The organism is Pseudoalteromonas sp. BSi20439 (assembly GCF_000241165.1).
GTDB lineage: Bacteria > Pseudomonadota > Gammaproteobacteria > Enterobacterales > Alteromonadaceae > Pseudoalteromonas.
The window spans coordinates 1-17932 of sequence record NZ_BADW01000107.1; the positions used below are offsets into that span (position 1 = coordinate 1).

The 17932-nt window shown below is 38.6% G+C and carries 19 protein-coding genes and 2 pseudogenes; 4 read left to right on the forward strand and 17 right to left on the reverse strand.

Annotated elements, in window-relative coordinates:
• Positions 1-99: 99 nt before the first annotated feature.
• From P20439_RS10115 to P20439_RS10185, 15 genes and pseudogenes are all read right to left on the reverse strand, one after another.
• A complete protein-coding gene (locus P20439_RS10115) occupies positions 100-375 on the reverse strand; it encodes an HU family DNA-binding protein (protein ID WP_008112559.1) in 276 nt (91 codons plus the stop codon).
• A 205-nt stretch (positions 376-580) separates the two neighbouring features.
• A complete protein-coding gene (locus P20439_RS10120) occupies positions 581-1123 on the reverse strand; it encodes a DUF3833 domain-containing protein (RefSeq protein ID WP_008466623.1) in 543 nt (180 codons plus the stop codon).
• A gap of 1 nt (position 1124) precedes the next feature.
• Positions 1125-1612 (reverse strand): annotated as a pseudogene (locus P20439_RS10125) (chalcone isomerase family protein).
• A 23-nt stretch (positions 1613-1635) separates the two neighbouring features.
• Positions 1636-2136: a DUF2878 domain-containing protein gene (locus P20439_RS10130; RefSeq protein WP_036933577.1), complete on the reverse strand. Its 501-nt coding sequence runs from the start codon at positions 2134-2136 to the stop codon at positions 1636-1638.
• The gene (locus P20439_RS10135) at positions 2114-3376 is read right to left on the reverse strand and encodes a cyclopropane-fatty-acyl-phospholipid synthase family protein (RefSeq protein ID WP_008112553.1); all 1263 of its coding nucleotides are present in this window, start codon (positions 3374-3376) and stop codon (positions 2114-2116) included. The genes P20439_RS10130 and P20439_RS10135 overlap by 23 nt, the downstream gene beginning before the upstream one ends.
• A gap of 51 nt (positions 3377-3427) precedes the next feature.
• A complete protein-coding gene (locus P20439_RS10140) occupies positions 3428-4165 on the reverse strand; it encodes a DUF1365 domain-containing protein (protein ID WP_008112552.1) in 738 nt (245 codons plus the stop codon).
• Entirely contained in the window at positions 4158-5411 is a 1254-nt protein-coding gene (locus P20439_RS10145) for an NAD(P)/FAD-dependent oxidoreductase (RefSeq protein ID WP_008466628.1), read from the reverse strand. The genes P20439_RS10140 and P20439_RS10145 overlap by 8 nt, the downstream gene beginning before the upstream one ends.
• Positions 5408-6118 carry an SDR family NAD(P)-dependent oxidoreductase gene (locus tag P20439_RS10150; RefSeq protein ID WP_008466630.1) on the reverse strand — a complete coding sequence of 237 codons (711 nt, stop codon included), beginning with the start codon at positions 6116-6118 and terminating at the stop codon, positions 5408-5410. The genes P20439_RS10145 and P20439_RS10150 overlap by 4 nt, the downstream gene beginning before the upstream one ends.
• A 2-nt stretch (positions 6119-6120) precedes the next feature.
• Positions 6121-6549 carry a nuclear transport factor 2 family protein gene (locus tag P20439_RS10155; RefSeq protein WP_008466632.1) on the reverse strand — a complete coding sequence of 143 codons (429 nt, stop codon included), beginning with the start codon at positions 6547-6549 and terminating at the stop codon, positions 6121-6123.
• 1 nt (position 6550) lies between these two features.
• Positions 6551-7945 carry a deoxyribodipyrimidine photo-lyase gene (phrB, locus tag P20439_RS10160; RefSeq protein WP_008466634.1) on the reverse strand — a complete coding sequence of 465 codons (1395 nt, stop codon included), beginning with the start codon at positions 7943-7945 and terminating at the stop codon, positions 6551-6553.
• Complete coding sequence (locus tag P20439_RS10165; RefSeq protein WP_008466637.1) at positions 7945-8898, reverse strand: DUF523 and DUF1722 domain-containing protein; 954 nt, start codon at positions 8896-8898, stop codon at positions 7945-7947. The genes phrB and P20439_RS10165 overlap by 1 nt, the downstream gene beginning before the upstream one ends.
• Positions 8899-8906: 8 nt before the next feature.
• Positions 8907-9572, reverse strand: coding sequence for a ChrR family anti-sigma-E factor (locus P20439_RS10170; RefSeq protein ID WP_008466638.1), 666 nt, complete (start codon positions 9570-9572; stop codon positions 8907-8909).
• Positions 9565-10188 (reverse strand): sigma-70 family RNA polymerase sigma factor, encoded by a 624-nt coding sequence (locus P20439_RS10175; RefSeq protein ID WP_008112542.1) that lies wholly within the window; start codon positions 10186-10188, stop codon positions 9565-9567. The genes P20439_RS10170 and P20439_RS10175 overlap by 8 nt, the downstream gene beginning before the upstream one ends.
• 70 nt (positions 10189-10258) lie before the next feature.
• Complete coding sequence (locus P20439_RS10180; protein ID WP_008112540.1) at positions 10259-10855, reverse strand: LON peptidase substrate-binding domain-containing protein; 597 nt, start codon at positions 10853-10855, stop codon at positions 10259-10261.
• Positions 10856-11066: 211 nt separating this feature from the next.
• Positions 11067-11345, reverse strand: coding sequence for a hypothetical protein (locus P20439_RS10185; RefSeq protein ID WP_008112538.1), 279 nt, complete (start codon positions 11343-11345; stop codon positions 11067-11069).
• Positions 11346-11627: 282 nt separating this feature from the next.
• Here P20439_RS10185 and P20439_RS10190 point away from each other — a divergent pair.
• From P20439_RS10190 to P20439_RS10200, 3 genes and pseudogenes are all read left to right on the forward strand, one after another.
• Positions 11628-12258: pseudogene (locus tag P20439_RS10190) on the forward strand (hemolysin III family protein).
• Positions 12259-12499: 241 nt separating this feature from the next.
• Positions 12500-13396 (forward strand): CHASE domain-containing protein, encoded by an 897-nt coding sequence (locus P20439_RS18985; protein WP_008466643.1) that lies wholly within the window; start codon positions 12500-12502, stop codon positions 13394-13396.
• 86 nt (positions 13397-13482) lie between these two features.
• Complete coding sequence (locus P20439_RS10200; protein ID WP_374750666.1) at positions 13483-15528, forward strand: EAL domain-containing protein; 2046 nt, start codon at positions 13483-13485, stop codon at positions 15526-15528.
• A 1-nt stretch (position 15529) separates the two neighbouring features.
• On the opposite strand, the gene P20439_RS10205 is transcribed toward P20439_RS10200, so the two are convergent.
• Both P20439_RS10205 and P20439_RS10210 read right to left on the reverse strand, forming a co-directional pair.
• Positions 15530-15835, reverse strand: coding sequence for an MGMT family protein (locus P20439_RS10205; RefSeq protein WP_008112532.1), 306 nt, complete (start codon positions 15833-15835; stop codon positions 15530-15532).
• Positions 15825-16727 (reverse strand): LysR family transcriptional regulator, encoded by a 903-nt coding sequence (locus tag P20439_RS10210; RefSeq protein WP_008112530.1) that lies wholly within the window; start codon positions 16725-16727, stop codon positions 15825-15827. Before P20439_RS10210 ends, P20439_RS10205 begins: the two co-directional genes overlap by 11 nt.
• Before the next feature lie 122 nt (positions 16728-16849).
• Between P20439_RS10210 and P20439_RS10215 the strand changes: the two genes are divergently transcribed.
• On the forward strand, positions 16850-17932 hold the full coding sequence (locus tag P20439_RS10215; RefSeq protein ID WP_036933566.1) for an efflux RND transporter periplasmic adaptor subunit: 1083 nt from the start codon (positions 16850-16852) through the stop codon (positions 17930-17932).

Here is a 17932-nt window from a genome sequence, read left to right on the forward strand (position 1 = left end):
TAAGCAGAGCTAAAGTTAAATAGCGTAAATTAAATAACCAAAAATTTACGATAAAAAAAGGGCTTAATAGCCCTTTTATTATATTTTATAAACCAAAAATTATAGGTTTACTTGGTCTTTAAGACCTTTACCTGGTTTAAAGCTTGGGATAGTCGCTGCTGAAATTTGGATTTCTGCACCCGTTTGTGGGTTACGACCCGTGCGTGCAGCACGTTCTTTAACTGAAAAAGTACCAAAACCAACTAATGCAACAGAGTTGCCTTCTTTTAATGAAGAAGTTACAGCGCCTGTGAATGCATCAAGTGCACGTGTAGCGGCTGCTTTAGAGATTTCTGCGTCAGTAGAGATTTTTTCAACTAGTTGAGCTTTGTTCATTATTAGATTCCTATTCGTTATTATTTTGCCTTCGCAAATCCTATCTTTATGCATTTTCGAAGAGTTAGCAACAGCAAATTACGTTTTTTATCTAAAATACTAAAAAATTAGTAAAAATAGTAAAATTCACTGTAAAATACAGCGAGTTGAGTTAACAAAAGCTTAATTTAGGCACACTATTAGTGCAGCTTTGCACCTTAATGACTCACTCTACCTTTTCTATTACTAAGGTCACTTCCCCAACCTCAACACCAAACTTAACAATAGACGTACGGTTTATCAAGCGGGTATTTGTTACTAGGTACATCCAATCGTCAAAATTAACTTCCAACGAACTGCCATCGTAAGGGATCTCTACATTATAATTCCAATGAAACACACTGCCGTCACTTTCACCTGTGGCTATTCCTAAAACATCTGAGGCCGTTCCAGTTAAAGTGTTATCGTCGTTTAAGGTTATTTTCCAGATACGTTTTTGTGTTTCCCCATCATCGTAAACAAAATCTTCTTCAATAGTACCCTTATTGCCATCCCACGTAGCGCTTAAATCCACAACAAGCTTACGAGTTAATTCACCTTTAAAGTCTTGTACAACGCCATAGGCTTTCAAATCGCCACTAAAGAAGGTCTTAAAATCGAAATTTGGTTCTGAACCTTTGTAATGTTCAACACTTGGGGCTGAACAACTGGCAATAAAAAAACTAACAGCCAATACCATGGCGACTTTAACGCGTTTTAGATTAATCATATTAAATCCCTAGTAGTTGATTTCTAATTGATGGTTCCGACGTATTTTCACTTAACCAAATAGCTAAAAAATCTTCAGCAAACGTGGCATCATCAATACGGCCTATTTGGTTATCGTTATGAAAAAAGTGCTGTGTCCTTGCTGATCAGTTAATAAAGTTAACGATTCACCTTTTTTAATATTTGGCCATATCGAGAGTAATTTATCTGCATAGCGAGCTGAAAGTTGAGGTTTGCCTAAATGTTGCCACTGTTCATTAGTCGCTTTTACAATGTCTTTAGCGTCAAAATCGCGCAAGTAGGTTAAGGTAAATTTAACAGGCGTTTGCTTGGCAGTATAAGTACCAGAGGGTGTGTAAAGCGTTGCATCATAAACATCCCAAAACAGATATTCCATGCGGGCTTCGCCCACCTTATTAAATTGGGTGTCAGCGTAAGCAACGGAGTTGATTAAAGCATAGACCATAAGTAAATTTAAAAGCGTTTTCATCGTTACCTCCAAGCAGTATCATTTTATTGCTTAACAAACGCGCCTATTTTACCGTTTATAAATAAAATAAGGGTAAATGTTGCAGCCCATAAAGCACCGTAAAGTGGCCAAAACTGCCACAGTGGCATCCCTAATTCTAGTACATCAAATCGCGAACCAGCCCAATAACTGCCTGGCGCGAATAACAAACACACACAAAATGCTTGCCACGGTTTAAGCTTAGTTAGAAACGACATTGAGGTGTTAATACACAGCACTAATGCGATCCATAAAAACACCAGCCATAATGGAAACGGATCAACTTTAAACTCAAATAGCCCTAACTGAACCGCAATAAACTCACACAATAGAGCCAATGGCAGGGCTTTAAAAACCAGTAAAGCATCTTGTTTTTTTTGTGCTGATAAGTAAAACATCAACGCTATGACTACAGCAGAAAAAACTAATGAGTCCTGTTCAAGTAGCAGGCACATAAACCACACTACCTGAAACAGCAAAAAGTTAATAAGCGAGTGCAATCTCATCATTACTACTCGTAAAGCGGGGTTTACGTGCCATTAAATGCACAGTACTGGTGGCTCGAGTTCTGAATGCCCCCTCACAATAGGCAAGGTAAAATAGCCATAAGCGATAGAAACGATCATCAAACTTATCGCTATCAAGCTCTGGCCAGCTGGCAATAAAACGCTCACGCCAATCGGCAAGAGTGCGGGCATAGTGAGCACCAATATCATTGATGGTGTGGATATTCATATCGGTGTTATTTTTAATTTGTTCACTCATTTCATTAAGCGAAGGCAAACACCCACCAGGGAAAATATACTGTTGTATAAAGTCTGAATTTTTTAAGTAATGTTGATAACGCTGATCGCTAATCGTAATTGCTTGAATAAGCATGGCACCGTCATCTTTTAATAACTCACCACACTTGGTAAAGAAGCTAGGTAAGTAGTCATGACCTACTGCCTCAATCATCTCTATTGAGACGAGCTTATCGTATTTTCCAGTCAATAGACGGTAGTCTTGTTTGAGTAAAGTGATTTTGCTTTCGAGTCCAAGCTGTTTAACTTTGTTAGCAACATAGTCGTGTTGTTCATCAGAAATAGTGGTGGTGGTTACATGACAGTCATAATGAGTTGCGGCATAAATGGCAAATGCCCCCCACCCTGTACCAATTTCAATAACTGTGTCACCTTGCTGTAATTCAACTTGTTCACAAATACGTTGAAGTTTGTATTGCTGCGCTTGTTCAAGAGTGGCGTCTTTGCTTGGGTAGACCGCGCTCGAATATAGCATTTCTTTACTTAAGAAAGACTCATATAAGTCGTTGCCTAAGTCATAGTGAGCAACAATATTCTTTTTTGAACCTGCATGAGAGTTTTTGTTTTTTATATGGTTTATACGGTGGGCGATATTGCTAAAGAACGCAAATTTCTTTTCAAACGCATCTAACTGATCTTGGTTAATCGCAAAAATTTCGATTAAGCGAGTTAAATTGTCACATTGCCATTGCCCTAAAATGTATGACTCACCTGCACCCACACTACCTGAAAGTGCGAACGCTTTATACATGGCGTTATCGTTTACAGTTACCGTTACTTTTAGCTCTGAAGACGCATCCCCAAATACAGACTGCTGGTTATTCTCAACCAGTACTATTTGGCCCGTTTCAATTGACGAGAACGCTTTAAACACTAACTTTTTATACAAGTTAGTAAACCAACTAGTGCGTTCCTGAACGCGTAAGCTCGATACCTTTTCCATATACTTACCTATATTATTGTTATTACTTGTTAAACAACATAAATTAAAATTTTAAAGTTTGCCTGAATGACCTAAAAATGGGACTTTTTTAACAAACAATTTAAATGCCTGATAGTAAATACCTCTGAAAATAGACCAAGTCATCGCAGGAAAACGCTTTAACAGCTTGCTCATTTGAACATTGCACAATGGTTGACGCTGTAACCTTAATGAAGCATCAAAAAGCAGTTCTTCATCGCGCTTATTTTCTATACGAATCAGTATATTGTCTTTCTTTTGACGTACTGTCCAATGATAGTTCATATCTAAATTCATAAAAGGTGATACGGAAAATACTTTCTTAAAGTTCACTTTTTTTTGTAGGGGAACCAAGTAGTAATGTCGCTCATTCCATGGAGTATTACTCACCTCAGCCACCATGTAGCTAAATTCATTATCTTGATGACCAAAAAAATAAAAGTTTACAGGGCTGAAATAAATGCCCAAACAGCGTAATTGCCCTAGCAGGTATACATGGCTAAATTTTTCATCTACGCCCAGCTGGGCTAGCTGCGCATGGGCACGCTCTATAATGGGCTGATGTTGACTATCGAGTAACCCCTTTAAATAATCAGATTGCTCAAACTTTAATGCTTTAAATCCTGAAGTACCGAGCTGTTTGTGGACGCCATTGAGCGCGTGAGTATTATTTAAATCAACCCACATCATATAAAGTGGGTAATTAAACGCATGGTGTTTTACAGCAAAACGGCGATGCTTTACATCGCCTAAATACACTGCATTAGTCAAACTCTACTCCAAGTTGTTTTGCAACATCAACGGCACTACGTACGCCATCTTCATGAAAGCCGTTATACCAATAGGCACCACAAAAATAGGTATTGTTTTGACCATCAACCGTACTCTTCAGTTGCTGAGCAGCAATTGATTGTTGATTAAACACGGGGTGGTGATAGGTAAATTCACGTAAAATCTTACTTTGGTTGATCCCTTCTAAGTGATTTAAAGTGACACAAAATTGGGTATCAGAGTCTATCCCTTGCAGTATGTTCATTTGATACGTAACCACAGCGGCTTTGTCGGTATTATTATTTAGTAAATAATTCCAACTCGCCCACGCAGCTTTCCTATCTGGTAATAATGATACATCTGTATGTAACACCACCGAATTCTCTGTGTATGGGATAGCACCCAACACTTTGCTTTCTTGCTCGCAGGCATCACCAAGTAACGCTAACGCTTGATCTGAATGACACGCGAAAATAACTTTATCAAACACAGCTTGCTCACCATCAGCAAAAGTAATTGTTGCACCCTGCTCATCTCTGGTTACCGATTTTATGTGAGTGTTTAGTTGTATTTTATCAGCAAAGCCGGCGATCAGAGGTTTGATGTATTCACGAGAACCACCCGGAATAACATACCATTGTGGACGATTAGTAATATCTAATAAACCGTGATTAAAAAAGAATTTTACAAAAAATTCCACGCCCACGTTTTCCATCTCTTTAATACTAGTAGACCAAATAGCTGCACCCATTGGCAAAATGTAGTGGTATTTAAAGAAGTCATTAAAGCGATGCTGTTTTAGCAACTCACCGAGTGATTGCTCAGTGTATTGGCCTTTTTCATACAAAGCCTTACACAGTTTGTTAAAACGCACGATATCGTATAACAAACGCCAAAACTTAGGTCTAACTATGTTTCTACGCTGAGCAAACAAACTTGTAAATGTATGCCCATTGTACTCAAAGCCCGTAGCTTCGTTGTGAACGCTAAAGCTCATTTGTGTTGGTTTACGTTTTACACCGATGCGCTCAAGCAGCTTTTCAAAGTAAGGATATGTTCTATCGTTAAATACAATAAAACCGGTATCAACCGCATAGTTGATACCACTGTGATTTACATCTACCGTGGCAGTGTGGCCACCAATATAATCATTCTTTTCAAATAGAGCGACATCATAATGCTTGTGCAATAGGTGTCCGCAGGTTAAACCTGATACGCCAGTCCCAATTATTGCTATTTTTTTCAACGGGTTAATCCTTTTGCAATTTTAAGCCAAAGCGAAAGTGGCAATATTCGCAATGCTTTTAATATAAGTGTGAAACGATACGGAAAATGAACTTCTTTACGACGCTTTTTAACGCCTTTTATAATGTAATCAGCCGCTTTTTCAGCGCTAACAGCCATAGGCATAGGAAAATCATTTTTATCAGTAAGCGGGGTTTTTACAAAACCAGGATGGACTAGTGTTACATCAACATCATTTAAATCCACTGCCAAGGTTTTAGCTAAATAACTCACGCCCGCCTTTGATGCGCCATAAGCTTCTGACCGAGGTAAAGGTAAGTAAGTAACACTCGAACTAACCATCACTAACTGGCCGCCTGATGTTATTTTAGGTAGTAGTGCTTCTAAGCAATAACCCATAGAGAGTAAGTTAACATTGATAACACGCTCAAAAAGGGCACTATCAAAATTACGAGCATCATCAACATACTCGCAATTACCAGCGTTAAGAATAACACGGTCAAATTGTGGGTAACCTAGGCTCGCAGCTTTAATATCTTGCAAGTTAGTTGCATCAAATTGGCAGGTTTCTATGTTGTTATGTTTTGCAAGTTCAGCGAGCTTTTGCGTATTTCGTCCACACGCAATGACTGTGTCGCCCTGCTCAGCATACTTTATTGCAAGTTGTTCACCTATACCTGATGTTGCACCTGTAATAAGCGTAATCATAATTAACCAGCCCTTTTATCAATAAAATTAATAATGTTGCCCAGTAATGGAATATGCTTATACAAAAGCTCTCCAGCGTTAAAGTAATCTCGGTGATTAATAATTTTTTCACCTTCGAAAACGAGTTTACTGTGCCCTTGCACTGAAATTGTATTACCTGCATTAAGTTTTGGGTGAGAATAATGCATTGTCCAGTATACAAATGCATTATTATCGTTGGTAAATGAATCGGTTATGTCAAATCGACAATGCTTAACATTACTATATAAACCACAAAAATAATGTCTTAAATCTTCAAGGCCATTAATCTCATGCAGCGGATCTATAAAGTGAATGTTTTGAGCGTAAATTTCAGTTAATAAGTCTAGGTTATCTTTATCAAGCTTTTGGTATATTTCTACAAATTTATCGACTGATAATTGGTTATCCATATCACACCTTAAATGCAGCTAAAGCCCTCGCTCGTGCCGCTTTATGATCAACAATTGCCGGCCAGTAACAGTGTTCATTTTGCCCCGTTGCTGCTAAGTAAGTATGTGGGAAATGAATGTGTTTATCTGGCACTTTTTCTAATTCAGGCAGATATTTACGAATAAAATCACCACTTGGATCAAAGCGTTCACTTTGGGTGATAGGATTGAATACTCTAAAGTAAGGTTGAGCGTCACATCCGGTACTTGCAGCCCATTGCCAGCCGCCATTGTTTGAGGCTAAATCGCCATCAATAAGATGCTGCATAAAAAACTGCTCGCCTTTACGCCAATCAATCAGTAGATGTTTAGTTAAAAAACTTGCAACCACCATTCTCAAACGATTATGCATCCAGCCTGTTTGCAAAAGCTGTTGCATAGCTGCATCAACAAGCGGATAACCCGTGCGACCTTCGCACCATTGCTTAAACTCAGCGTCACTGTCACGCCAACACACACTATCGTACTTTTCGTTAAAGTTAGCACCGCGTGATAATTTAGGAAATTCGGCAATTAAATGTTTATAAAATTCACGCCAAATGAGTTCGTTAACCCAGGTAAATGTTTTACTTTTAGAAGTAGTGAGTATATCGGGATAATGTTGTTGTATATTAACCATTAATTGCTTACTACTAACAACCCCGAGGGCTAAGTAGGGGCTTAAACCCGAGGTCCCTTTTACGCTTGGTATGTCACGTACATCATCATAACTTGCTAATTTATCGTGAATAAAATTATCAACTACGGTTGATAAGGTCTCATCGTCAACAGGCCATTTTTTTGAGCTTTCATCACCACTTAGTAACTCACATGGTTCGATTTCTATCGGCTCTTCAGATAACGGCCACTGCAATAAACTAAAATGTGTATCTTGATACTGCTTTAACCACGCACGTTTGAACGGTGTAAATACTTTATACATTTCATTATTTTGAGTACGCACAGTGCCTACGGGAGCAATTATTTCACCCTCGTATAAAGTAAACGTTATTTGCTGTTGGTCGCACTGTTCTCGAATCGCTTTGTCCCTATTAAACTCATTAAGCTCGTACTCAGTATTGGCTATAATATGTTTAATCTCATGCTGCTGACAAAAATCGAGAAGTTTAGTTTGGCAATCGGCAAAAAAAGGAGCGTTTATTACATGTAAATTAACGCCGTATTTGGCAAGTTTTTCGCGAATATAACTCACTCTGCGTTTAAGTAAGTCAATTTGAATGGCTGCGGTATTATGCTCTGCCCATTGTTTTTCGCACACAAAAAAAATGGCGTGTTTAGCACCATTATTTAACGCTTCAATAAGCGCTTCGTTAGAAAAAAGGCGCAAATCGCGCCTAAACCAAAATAGTGTTTTCATTACAAACCGTAACGTAACTTAAGTTCATTAGGATAAGGGTTAAAGTAAATTTGCTTGCTTAAATACTCATTTGGATGAACCTTTAAATGGTGTTTAAGCAAAGTCAGTGGTACATAAAGCGGCACCAACCCTTGGCGATACTCATCAATTGCATCTCGCATTTCTTCCTTTTCGATTTTTGATAAATCTTTTTTGAAGTAACCTTGCAAATGCATTAGCGTATTTGAATTATTTTTTCTTGAAGCAGGTCGTTTAAGCGCTGTCATTAAACCCAGAATGTACTCGTCGGCCAAAGCATTAACATCGTCACCAACAAACGTTCCGAGTAGATTGCCTAAATCACGATACGCTTGATAATTATGAGCCATTAACAAATATTTGTATTGAGCATGGAACTGGGTCAATCGATGAACAGTAACGGGCTCTTTCACTAACTGTTGCCAGTTATGTAATGTATAAACACGCATTACAAAGTTCTCGCGCAAATGAACGTCATTTAAACGTCCATTTTCTTCACAAGGTAATAAAGGATTATGTTTCATAATTTGTTCAGCAAAGAAACCAACGCCTTCAGAGGTATTACCGGTTCCTGCTTCATTGTAGATTTTTACCCGCTCCATGCCACAGCTTGGACTCTTTGCACAAAAAACGAACCCGCTAAGATGGCCTGCTTGTTCTGTGGCTATTTTTTTACCATATTCTGTCAGTTGAGGGCCAACATCACCGGTTCCATCTGGTCGACACACTTTAATAGTATCAGCAGTTCTTACTTGACGAATTGTCGGGCGAGGTATGGGTAAACCTACAGCAACCTCAGGACAATACATTTTATATTCAACATGCTTGGCCAGCTCTTCCATACAAAAATTGGATTTTTTATGACCACTGTCAAATCTAACCTTTTCGCCTGCTAAGCAGGCACTAATGCCTATTTTTATTGTATCTGTTTGCATATATTCTCTTAATAGATCAAGCCACCAATTGGATTAAGTAACTTGCTAAGTCCTTTATTGAAATGTAGCGCACTACTAACAACAGTAAAGCACAAACATCCCTCTTTTGTTAGGGGAGTATGTTGGTGACGGCCATCTTGCCAAATAAAATCACCAGGCACATAACTACCCTCTTCGTCTGTAAATTCACCATCAAGAAGTAGGGTAACCTCAAATCCAGTATGCGTATGCTCTGGAATTTCTCCACCAGCATCTATATGTAACAAACTTGAACGTAAATGACCATCATCAAGCGCTATACGAGAACGCGCAAGCTTACCCACTTGAGTAAATTTGCCATGCGAAATACGTGTAAGAGCCCTCGGTAAGATGTAGTTATGTTCGTTGACGCTAATACTAACCGGTTCAACAGAATATACTTCATCAATCGAGTCATCGGCAGTGATCATATCAAGTAAACTTGATTCAATTATATCGTCTGTTTGTTCAACAGTTGTCACATCCATATTGTCACTAAAAACTGCATGCGCATTACTTGCCTCAAGTTTTTCAACTTTTGCTTGGCACAAAGGGCACATATCAACATGTATTGATACTGCAAGGCTAAGTGATGCTGGAAGTGTTGCTGCACAGTATTGTGTCAGTAGTGTTTCACTCGGGTGATGTTTAATCATGCTGATCTCCCATTTCATTACGTAATTTCTGCAAGGCTAAACGTAATCGTGATTTTACCGTGCCTACTGGAATGTTTAATTGTTGAGCAAGCTGCTCTTGCGACATATCTTGAAAATAAACACCGCGTACCACTTCTCTTTGCGCTTGTGGCAATTTATCTAGGTAACGCTTTATTTGTTGATCTTCAAGGTGGTCACTATACTCGTGGTTTGTATCTTCAGATTCGTTCAATAACGGCCAGATATCTTCGCTTATGTTTTCTTCTTTGTTACTTTTCATTTTACGAAGCATATCAAAAGAAGCATTACGCATTACTGTGTAAACCCATGTAGTAGCCGCACCCTTGTCGCTATTATACAGGTGGGCTTTACGCCACACTGACGTAAGTGTTTCTTGCACTAATTCCATTGCTTGGGCTTCAACACCAAACTGCTTTATGCCAAAGCGTTTGATTTTTGGTGCGAAATACTCAAACAAGTACGCGAATGATTTTTTATCGCGAGATTGAGCAACATTAACTAATGCTTCCCTGAGTTCCGTACTTGGCGTTTCTGGCATGGCAGCGTACTTACCTGTGTTAGGTTCACAACGTAGTGATTGTTGTTGACTTACCATAGTAAAATGTCCCGTTATTGCTTTAGTAGATACCATTACGAGCAAAGATTATAAGCGGATCATAATTATTTTAGGCAAATTCGTTATTAATCACAGTATGGAGGAAACTGAGCAAGTTATCAAAGTTAGTCTCAAATGCAAGTTGTTGTTTTTTCTCTATAGAAATGGGGAGTAATTCAAGCCATCGTGCAACAATCCACGTGAGCTGATTAAACTTGGTAGTTTTGTACAGCGATTGCAAATCGGGGTTATTTGCAAAGACTTCTTCCAGTGCCACTTGTAAAAGGTGGTGCTGACCAATTTCGTGGTTATCTTTGTTATACCAATACGGTGTGTTGCAAGCGGATACATCACCGTGGCGAAGTTCCTGCTCATCTTGATACACGTTATCTATTTGTACACTTTTCGATGCAAAAACATCAATCAATAGCATACCGCTTTCGTCTTGATCAAAGTCAATCACATCCATTAAGCAACCTTGGGCACTTATGTTCAAAGGGGTGTCATGCTCAAACGTACATAAAACAAAACCGCTACTGGTTTTTAATGCGTTTTTTACCATCGTTAAATAACGAGGCTCAAATATGCGTAATCGCGTATAGCCTTCAGGTAGTATAAATATAGGTAATGGGAAAATCGCACGTTTCATAAAGTCTACTTCTTTCAAACACTCTGCCTTTATTTACGTGCGCTTTATTCAAGTCGATCAGCTTTAGTTACATCGATTGCTTTACAGGGTAAATGCATCTACTAATTTAACCTCGTTCCCACATTTTTTATCATGTAAACCAAGTAATAAACACTTAGTATACTTGCCACAGGCGCCAACATAATGGCTAATAGTTCGAACTCACTGTTCATTACTTTATTCCCTTTTTTTACTGCTTTGGTTGTGCTTTTACTACACGTTGTTTTTCATCCATGTTGTTATTATTAACTACAGGATTAGTTTCAAGTAAGCCATCAAGGATGAGCTGCGCATCAAAAGAAACGGCTTCCTTAACGGACTTTTCAAGCTCATTGCTTGCTTGTGATACATAAGTAGACACTGTTTTAGTTAGCATATCTGTAATATTTAAATCGACTTCTGTCGCGTTAACCTGAGTTGAGCCTAATACAAGTAAGCTAGCGATTGTCATGTTGATTGAAGTTTTCATAATGATATTCCTTGTTTGTTTATTGGTTAGTACACTTAGTTACTATCAAGGGCTATGCCATAAAGAAAAAATAGTTAAGTTATTGTTTTTAAATTAAATAAAATAATAAAAATGAAAAGCTTAAAATCTAAATTAGTAAATTTGACCAACAATTTAAAAAATAAAACCAAATAATAGTGTGTTTGTTAATGCTCAGTAAATTAAGGGAAGTTATTTCTCAATTGAAAATTCTAGCGTACACGTGTACACTGAAAACAATCTAGTTAAGTGGTAGGATCTGTTATGTCTGTTGAAGCCCCCTATTCTAAAAAAAGAAGAGCTGTTAAATGTTATTAGTCATGCTTTAGGTATTGTATTTGCTGCTTTTGTTTTTTGGGATTTAGTTAAACAAACTAACAGTGTTAAAAGTTATGCAAGTACTTTGATATATGGCAGTAGCTTATTTATTTTATTTTTATCTTCAACGCTTTATCACGCCAGTGTGCGCCCTAGGTTGAGAGCGTTTTACAAAAAATGTGATCATTGCGCCATCTATTTATTGATTGCAGGCACCTACACGCCCTTTTTGTTGCTGTCGTTATCTGGGCTCTGGTCTTGGGCTACCTTAGCCTTTATTTGGACAGTAGCGTTTGCAGGCATCGCTTATAAGCTATTGGTTAAAAATGGCAATAAGAAAGTATCACTGGCTACTTATTTATTAATGGGATGGTTTGCATTAGCCATTGTGTATCCGCTTTATTTAAACGTGCCTATCAATGCACTTTATTGGCTATTAGCTGGCGGCTTATTTTATAGTGTAGGTACTATTTTTTATAGTGCTAAAAGTACTCAATATAGCCATGCTATTTGGCACCTCTTTGTTATTGGTGGATGTGTTAGCCATTATATTGCCATTACCCGCTATGTGTATTAAGCAACAATACACATAGTCTTTTTAAATATCCCCTCATTACCTGCGTTTTTAACTAATACCCTGCAAATGTACTTATTAATGACAAAGTATAACAAAATCTATCTCATGATCTAAAACCTGTTTGCTATACTGTTTCTAGGAACTGAAAACGCCATTGATTTAAATGGACGCGGCTCATACCAACTCGCTTAATTAAGTATTATTGCGGGTTGGTATCAAACAACGCTAGGTGTTATTAATATTGTCATTATCTAAAACACGCCCACAAATATTAAGCTTGTTTATCTATGCAAGACTGGTGTTGATCACTTTTTTAATGTCAACGCTTGCCGCTGTGTATTCAATTTACTTACTTGATCAATACATTTATCAGCAGAAGCAAATCTCTATTAGAGAGGTTTCAGGTAGTTACGTAAACCACATTAGAAATAACCTAAATCAAGCGCTTTCTGCCGCCTACCCAATTGCGGCCTTAATTCGTACTCAAAATGGTAAAACAGAAGGCTTTGAAGAGCTTGCATCTGAAATGTTAGCGCTCTACCCTGGCCTTGCAGCTTTACAGCTTCACAAAAACGGTATCCTTACACACGTAGTGCCACTCAAAGGCAATGAAAGCGCCATAGGAAATAATGTATTAGAAAATCCACTGCGAACTCAAGAGGCCTTTTTGGCCAAAAAAACCGGGAAATTAACCCTTGCAGGGCCGTTTGAGTTATTTCAAGGAGGAATGGGGGCTGCTGCTAGGTTACCTGTCTATCTTGACACTCAAGACGGTAATAAGTTTTGGGGGTTTGCTACTGCGCTTATACGCTTTCCTGATATTCTCCAAAGCGTTAACTTAGCACAACTGCCACAGGCAGGTATTGGCTATGAGCTTTCAAAAGTCATGCCCGATACAAATGATGTGCAAATTATTGTTACCTCAAAAAAACAAAAAATAAAAAATACTGTCGACTTTAATATACAAGTACCAAATGGGGTTTGGGTATTTAAAACTTATCCTATCAATGGCTGGAAAGATAGTAGCATGCTGTTATTTGGTGTTGCCATTGCAACCCTGTTCATCTTTTTAACCACAGTCACTGCTTATTTAGTGACTCGCTTAAGAGCCAGTCACCTAAAACTAGAAAAAAAGTAACGCAACGTACTCATGCACTACAAAATAATATTAAAGCACTTACCGATACCGAAAGACGGCTTCTTCTGAGTCAAAAAGTAGGTGGGATTGCGACTTGGGAATGGGATATAAAAACCAATATAATCCGTTTTTCTGAACATGGTATTAGATTAATAAACGGCAATGTTAAACAACTAGAAATGACTAAAAATGAATACCTGGCCATTATTTACCCTGATGATCGTGCCGATATCATAAAAAATATAGAACAGTGCATTGACGATGCAAAGGAATATAATGTTGATCATCGTATTGTTAATAAACGTGGCAAAATTCGTTGGTTTAATACCAAAGGAACACTCGTAAGAGATAATCAAGGTAGTGCAGTCACTATGTTGGGTGTATCAATCGATATTACTGAGAGAAAGTTAATTGAAGAAAAGCTGCACTTATCCTCACGCGTATTTAGAGATACCCATGAAGGCATTATCATTACCGATGTAAATCGTCATATTGTTGATGTTAACCCTGCTTTTTGTCGGATAACTGGTTATAGCCATGAAGAGGTCATTGGTCGCACCCCTGCATTTTTAAACTCAGGTAAACAATCAGACTCTTTCTATAAGGATATGTGGCTACAATTAAATAAGTTTGGCCATTGGCAAGGGGAGATTTGGAATTGCAAAAAAAATGGCGAATTATATGCAGAGCTACTCACTATTTCTGTGTTAACAGATGATAACGACGTTACCTTTTATTTAGGGATATTTACCGATATAACCCAAGCTAAACGCCAACAAGAGCAACTTAGCCGGATTGCTCATTATGATTTATTAACTAACTTGCCAAACCGTGTGCTGCTTGCCGATAGGCTTAGCCAAACTATGTTGCAATGCCGTCGTCATAACAATTCATTGGCTGTGGTGTTTCTAGATTTAGATGGATTTAAACAAGTAAATGACTCACATGGCCATGATATTGGCGATAAGTTACTTGTTGCAATTTCTATCCGTTTAAAAGATGCACTGCGTGAAGGTGATAGCTTAGCCCGTATTGGTGGCGATGAATTTGTTGGCGTATTAACTAATCTAGAATCAATTGCCGATTGTGTTCCTGTGCTCGAGCGGCTATTAGCTGCAGCAGCTAAACCGGTGACAGTGAATGACATTGTCTTAAATGTTTCTGCAAGTATTGGGGTGACCGTATACCCTGAAGATAATTTTGATGCCGATCAACTAATGCGCCATGCAGATCAAGCCATGTATATAGCTAAACAAATGGGCAAAAACCGCTATCACTTATTTGATACTAGCCAAGGTGATACCGTTAAGACACAGCAAAAAGGCATAACGCTTATTCGTGAGGCCTTAGCTAACAATTGGTTTGTACTTTATTATCAACCTAAGGTTGATATGCGAACCGGCGATATGATTGGCGTAGAGGCGTTAATACGCTTGCAACATCCCGAGCGTGGCTTACTAAGCCCTATCGAGTTTTTACCAGCCATTGAAAACAATCAACTAATGATAGACGTTGGCGAGTGGGTTATTGATACCGCCTTGACTCAAATTAATCAATGGCAATCATTAACGCCAAGTTTAACTATAAAAGTGAGTGTTAATGTTGCTGCAGTACAATTACAACAACCTGAATTTACTTCAAAGTTAACTGAATTACTATTGGCGCACCCACAAGTGAATGCAACCAATTTAGAGCTAGAAGTGCTAGAAACCAGTGCACTGAGCGATGTGACCCATGTATCTAAAACTATGCAAGATTGTAAAGCGTTAGGGGTTGATTTTTCGTTGGATGATTTTGGTACCGGTTACTCCTCACTCACATACTTAAGACGTTTACCTGCAAGCTTAATAAAGATAGATCAAAGCTTCATTAGAGATATGCTGGAAGATTCTGACGACTTAGCAATAGTAAAAGGCGTTATTGCACTGGCTAAATCATTTAAACGCAAGGTAATTGCTGAGGGGGTAGAAACGCCTGAGCATGCAGCAACTCTTATGCTTCTTGGCTGTCATTTAGCACAAGGTTATGGCATTGCCAAACCCATGAAAGCTGAGGATATTCCTATTTGGTTAAACGAATGGACTGCTGATGAAATTTGGGCTTTAACTGACTTACATAAAATGGATAATTAGTTTATTGCCAGCGGTGTTTTGCCATATTAATTCGTTGATTGTTAAAAGTAACGCCCTCAGAAAGTAGCTTTTCTCGTTGCGTTTGATACTGCGCACTGCCCTGTACAAACGCTATTTTACCTTGGCTGTTAACCACTCTATGCCAAGGGATCGTCGAATCTTTTGCCATCTCTTTTAATAAACGACCTACCAACCTAGCATTATTAGGATACCCCGCAAGCGCCGCTACTTGGCCATAACTGACAACACAGCCTTTAGGTATACTGGCTATAATAGTGTAAATAACCGTTTCTTTATTAACGTCCATTCTTGTTTAAGTACTCCTGGCTGAGTAATTCAAATTGTTGCCAAATTTTGCGCGCAACAGGCCCATGGTGCATAGCATGTTGACGAAAAGCTCTAATTTGTGCGCTAAATTGATGCTCTCTGTCGGTTACAATGATTTGCTGTAATGAGCCAGCGGCAATTTCTTTTTTACAATGGCCTAAACTCATCATTGCCCAACCCGCTCCTGAAAGTAAAAACGACTTTAAGGTAGATATGTCATCTATTTTCATTACCGCAGCCCCTTTCGAATAAGAAAGCCTGTCACTGTCGATACTCAAGCCACTTTCAAACATCGCCAAACACGGATAAAGCTGTAATTCATCATAGCTAAGCTGCTTAGGTAAAACCCCTTTAGCACCCACGATACCAATATCTAATTTACCTATAGGTAAACTTTCCAAATCACCCGTAGCATGAAATAAATCAAACCATGGCCCAATTCCAAGCTCGGCTTGACCGGTATTCACTTGTTCTAAAGACACAAACCGCTTACCACTGGTTAAACGAAATTCGGTACTCGAAAAATGCTTAAAAGTATTACTTATGATCTCGTTATAACTTTGCATATGACAAATTTGCTCGTAGCAGACTCTATATTGCGCTTCATTGCCTAATGCCAGCTCTGTTGCGAGCTGAGTAAGCTGATCGTTAGCGGTTAACAAATGTTTAGCCTCTCGGTGAAAAATACGCCCTTTTTCGGTGAGTTGTAAACGGTATTTAGAACGATCCAGAAGGTCAAAGCCTAACTTAGACTCTAAGTTTTTAATCGCCAATGTTAACGCCGGTTGCGTTTTATGTAGCTTTAATGCCGCTCCACTCAAACTCGCGCTTTGTACAATAGCATCTAATATTTGTAATTGATTAAGTTTCATTGGCCACACAACACATCATAAGTAAAACTTATTGAGTTTCTAAAATTTAATGAATTTTATTTTATATGTTTGCAGCGTATGCTGCACTGACTTATTTAGCCTTTTTTTATCATGGAGATATCATGCCACTGTTTCGCTTATGTTTACTATCTGCGACATTACTAAGTTTAATAGGTTGCTCGGAGCCCGAAAAAGTAGTTAAAGAAGCGCCTATTCGCCCCGTTAAATTATTTAGTATTGGCCATGATTCGCAAACAAACATTCGGAGCTTTCCTGCAGAGGTGGTTGCAAACCAAGGCTCTTATCTTGCTTTTAGGGTCAATGGTGAACTGATTGAGTTTCCTGTTCTAGCTGGTGAACAAGTTGAAAAAGGGCAACTATTGGCTAAATTAGACCCTGAAGATTTTCAATTGCAATATAACGAGCGTAAAGCACGATATGAGCTAGCTAAGTCGCAGCTGAAACGAATAAAGCAGCTGTTTGAAAAAAATATCACCAGTCAATCAGAGCTTGACCAAGCAGTTGCTAATGAGCAAGTCGCCGAATCAGCCTTTAAAATTGCAGAAACAAACTTAGAATATAGCGAACTACGTGCACCGTTTGCAGGCATTGTGGCTAAAGTGTTTGTAAAAAACTTTGAGAGTATTCAGGCTAAACAGAATGTTCTGCGTTTAGAAACCCGCGACTTTATGGATGTAGAAATACAGGTTCCGGAAAAAATTGTGGCGCGTATTCAAAAAGATACCCAATATCAACCTATGGTTGAATTTGATGGCTATCACGACAAGCAATATAAACTGACACTAAAAGAATGGGATACTCAAGCTGATCCTGCAACACTCACCTACAAAGTCGTATTTTCATTACCGGTACCAAAAGATTTTAATTTGCTTGCGGGTATGTCGGGGCAAGTAGTCATAGATTTAAGCAAAGTAACCCGCTCACAAACGCCTTACACCATTTTACCCATTGAGTCGGTATTTTCAGATCCTAACAAAAGCCTTAGCGATAACGCCTATGTATGGGTTTTTAATCAACAAACCAGCACAGTGCATAAACAAGCCGTGAACGTGGGGCAATTACACCACGACACCATTGAAGTACTCAGTGGCGTAAAAGAAGGCCAACAAATTGTGTCTGCTGGTGTTCACTCTTTACAAGAAGGCATGTCTGTTCGCCCTTGGAATAAAGAGCGAGGCTTATAA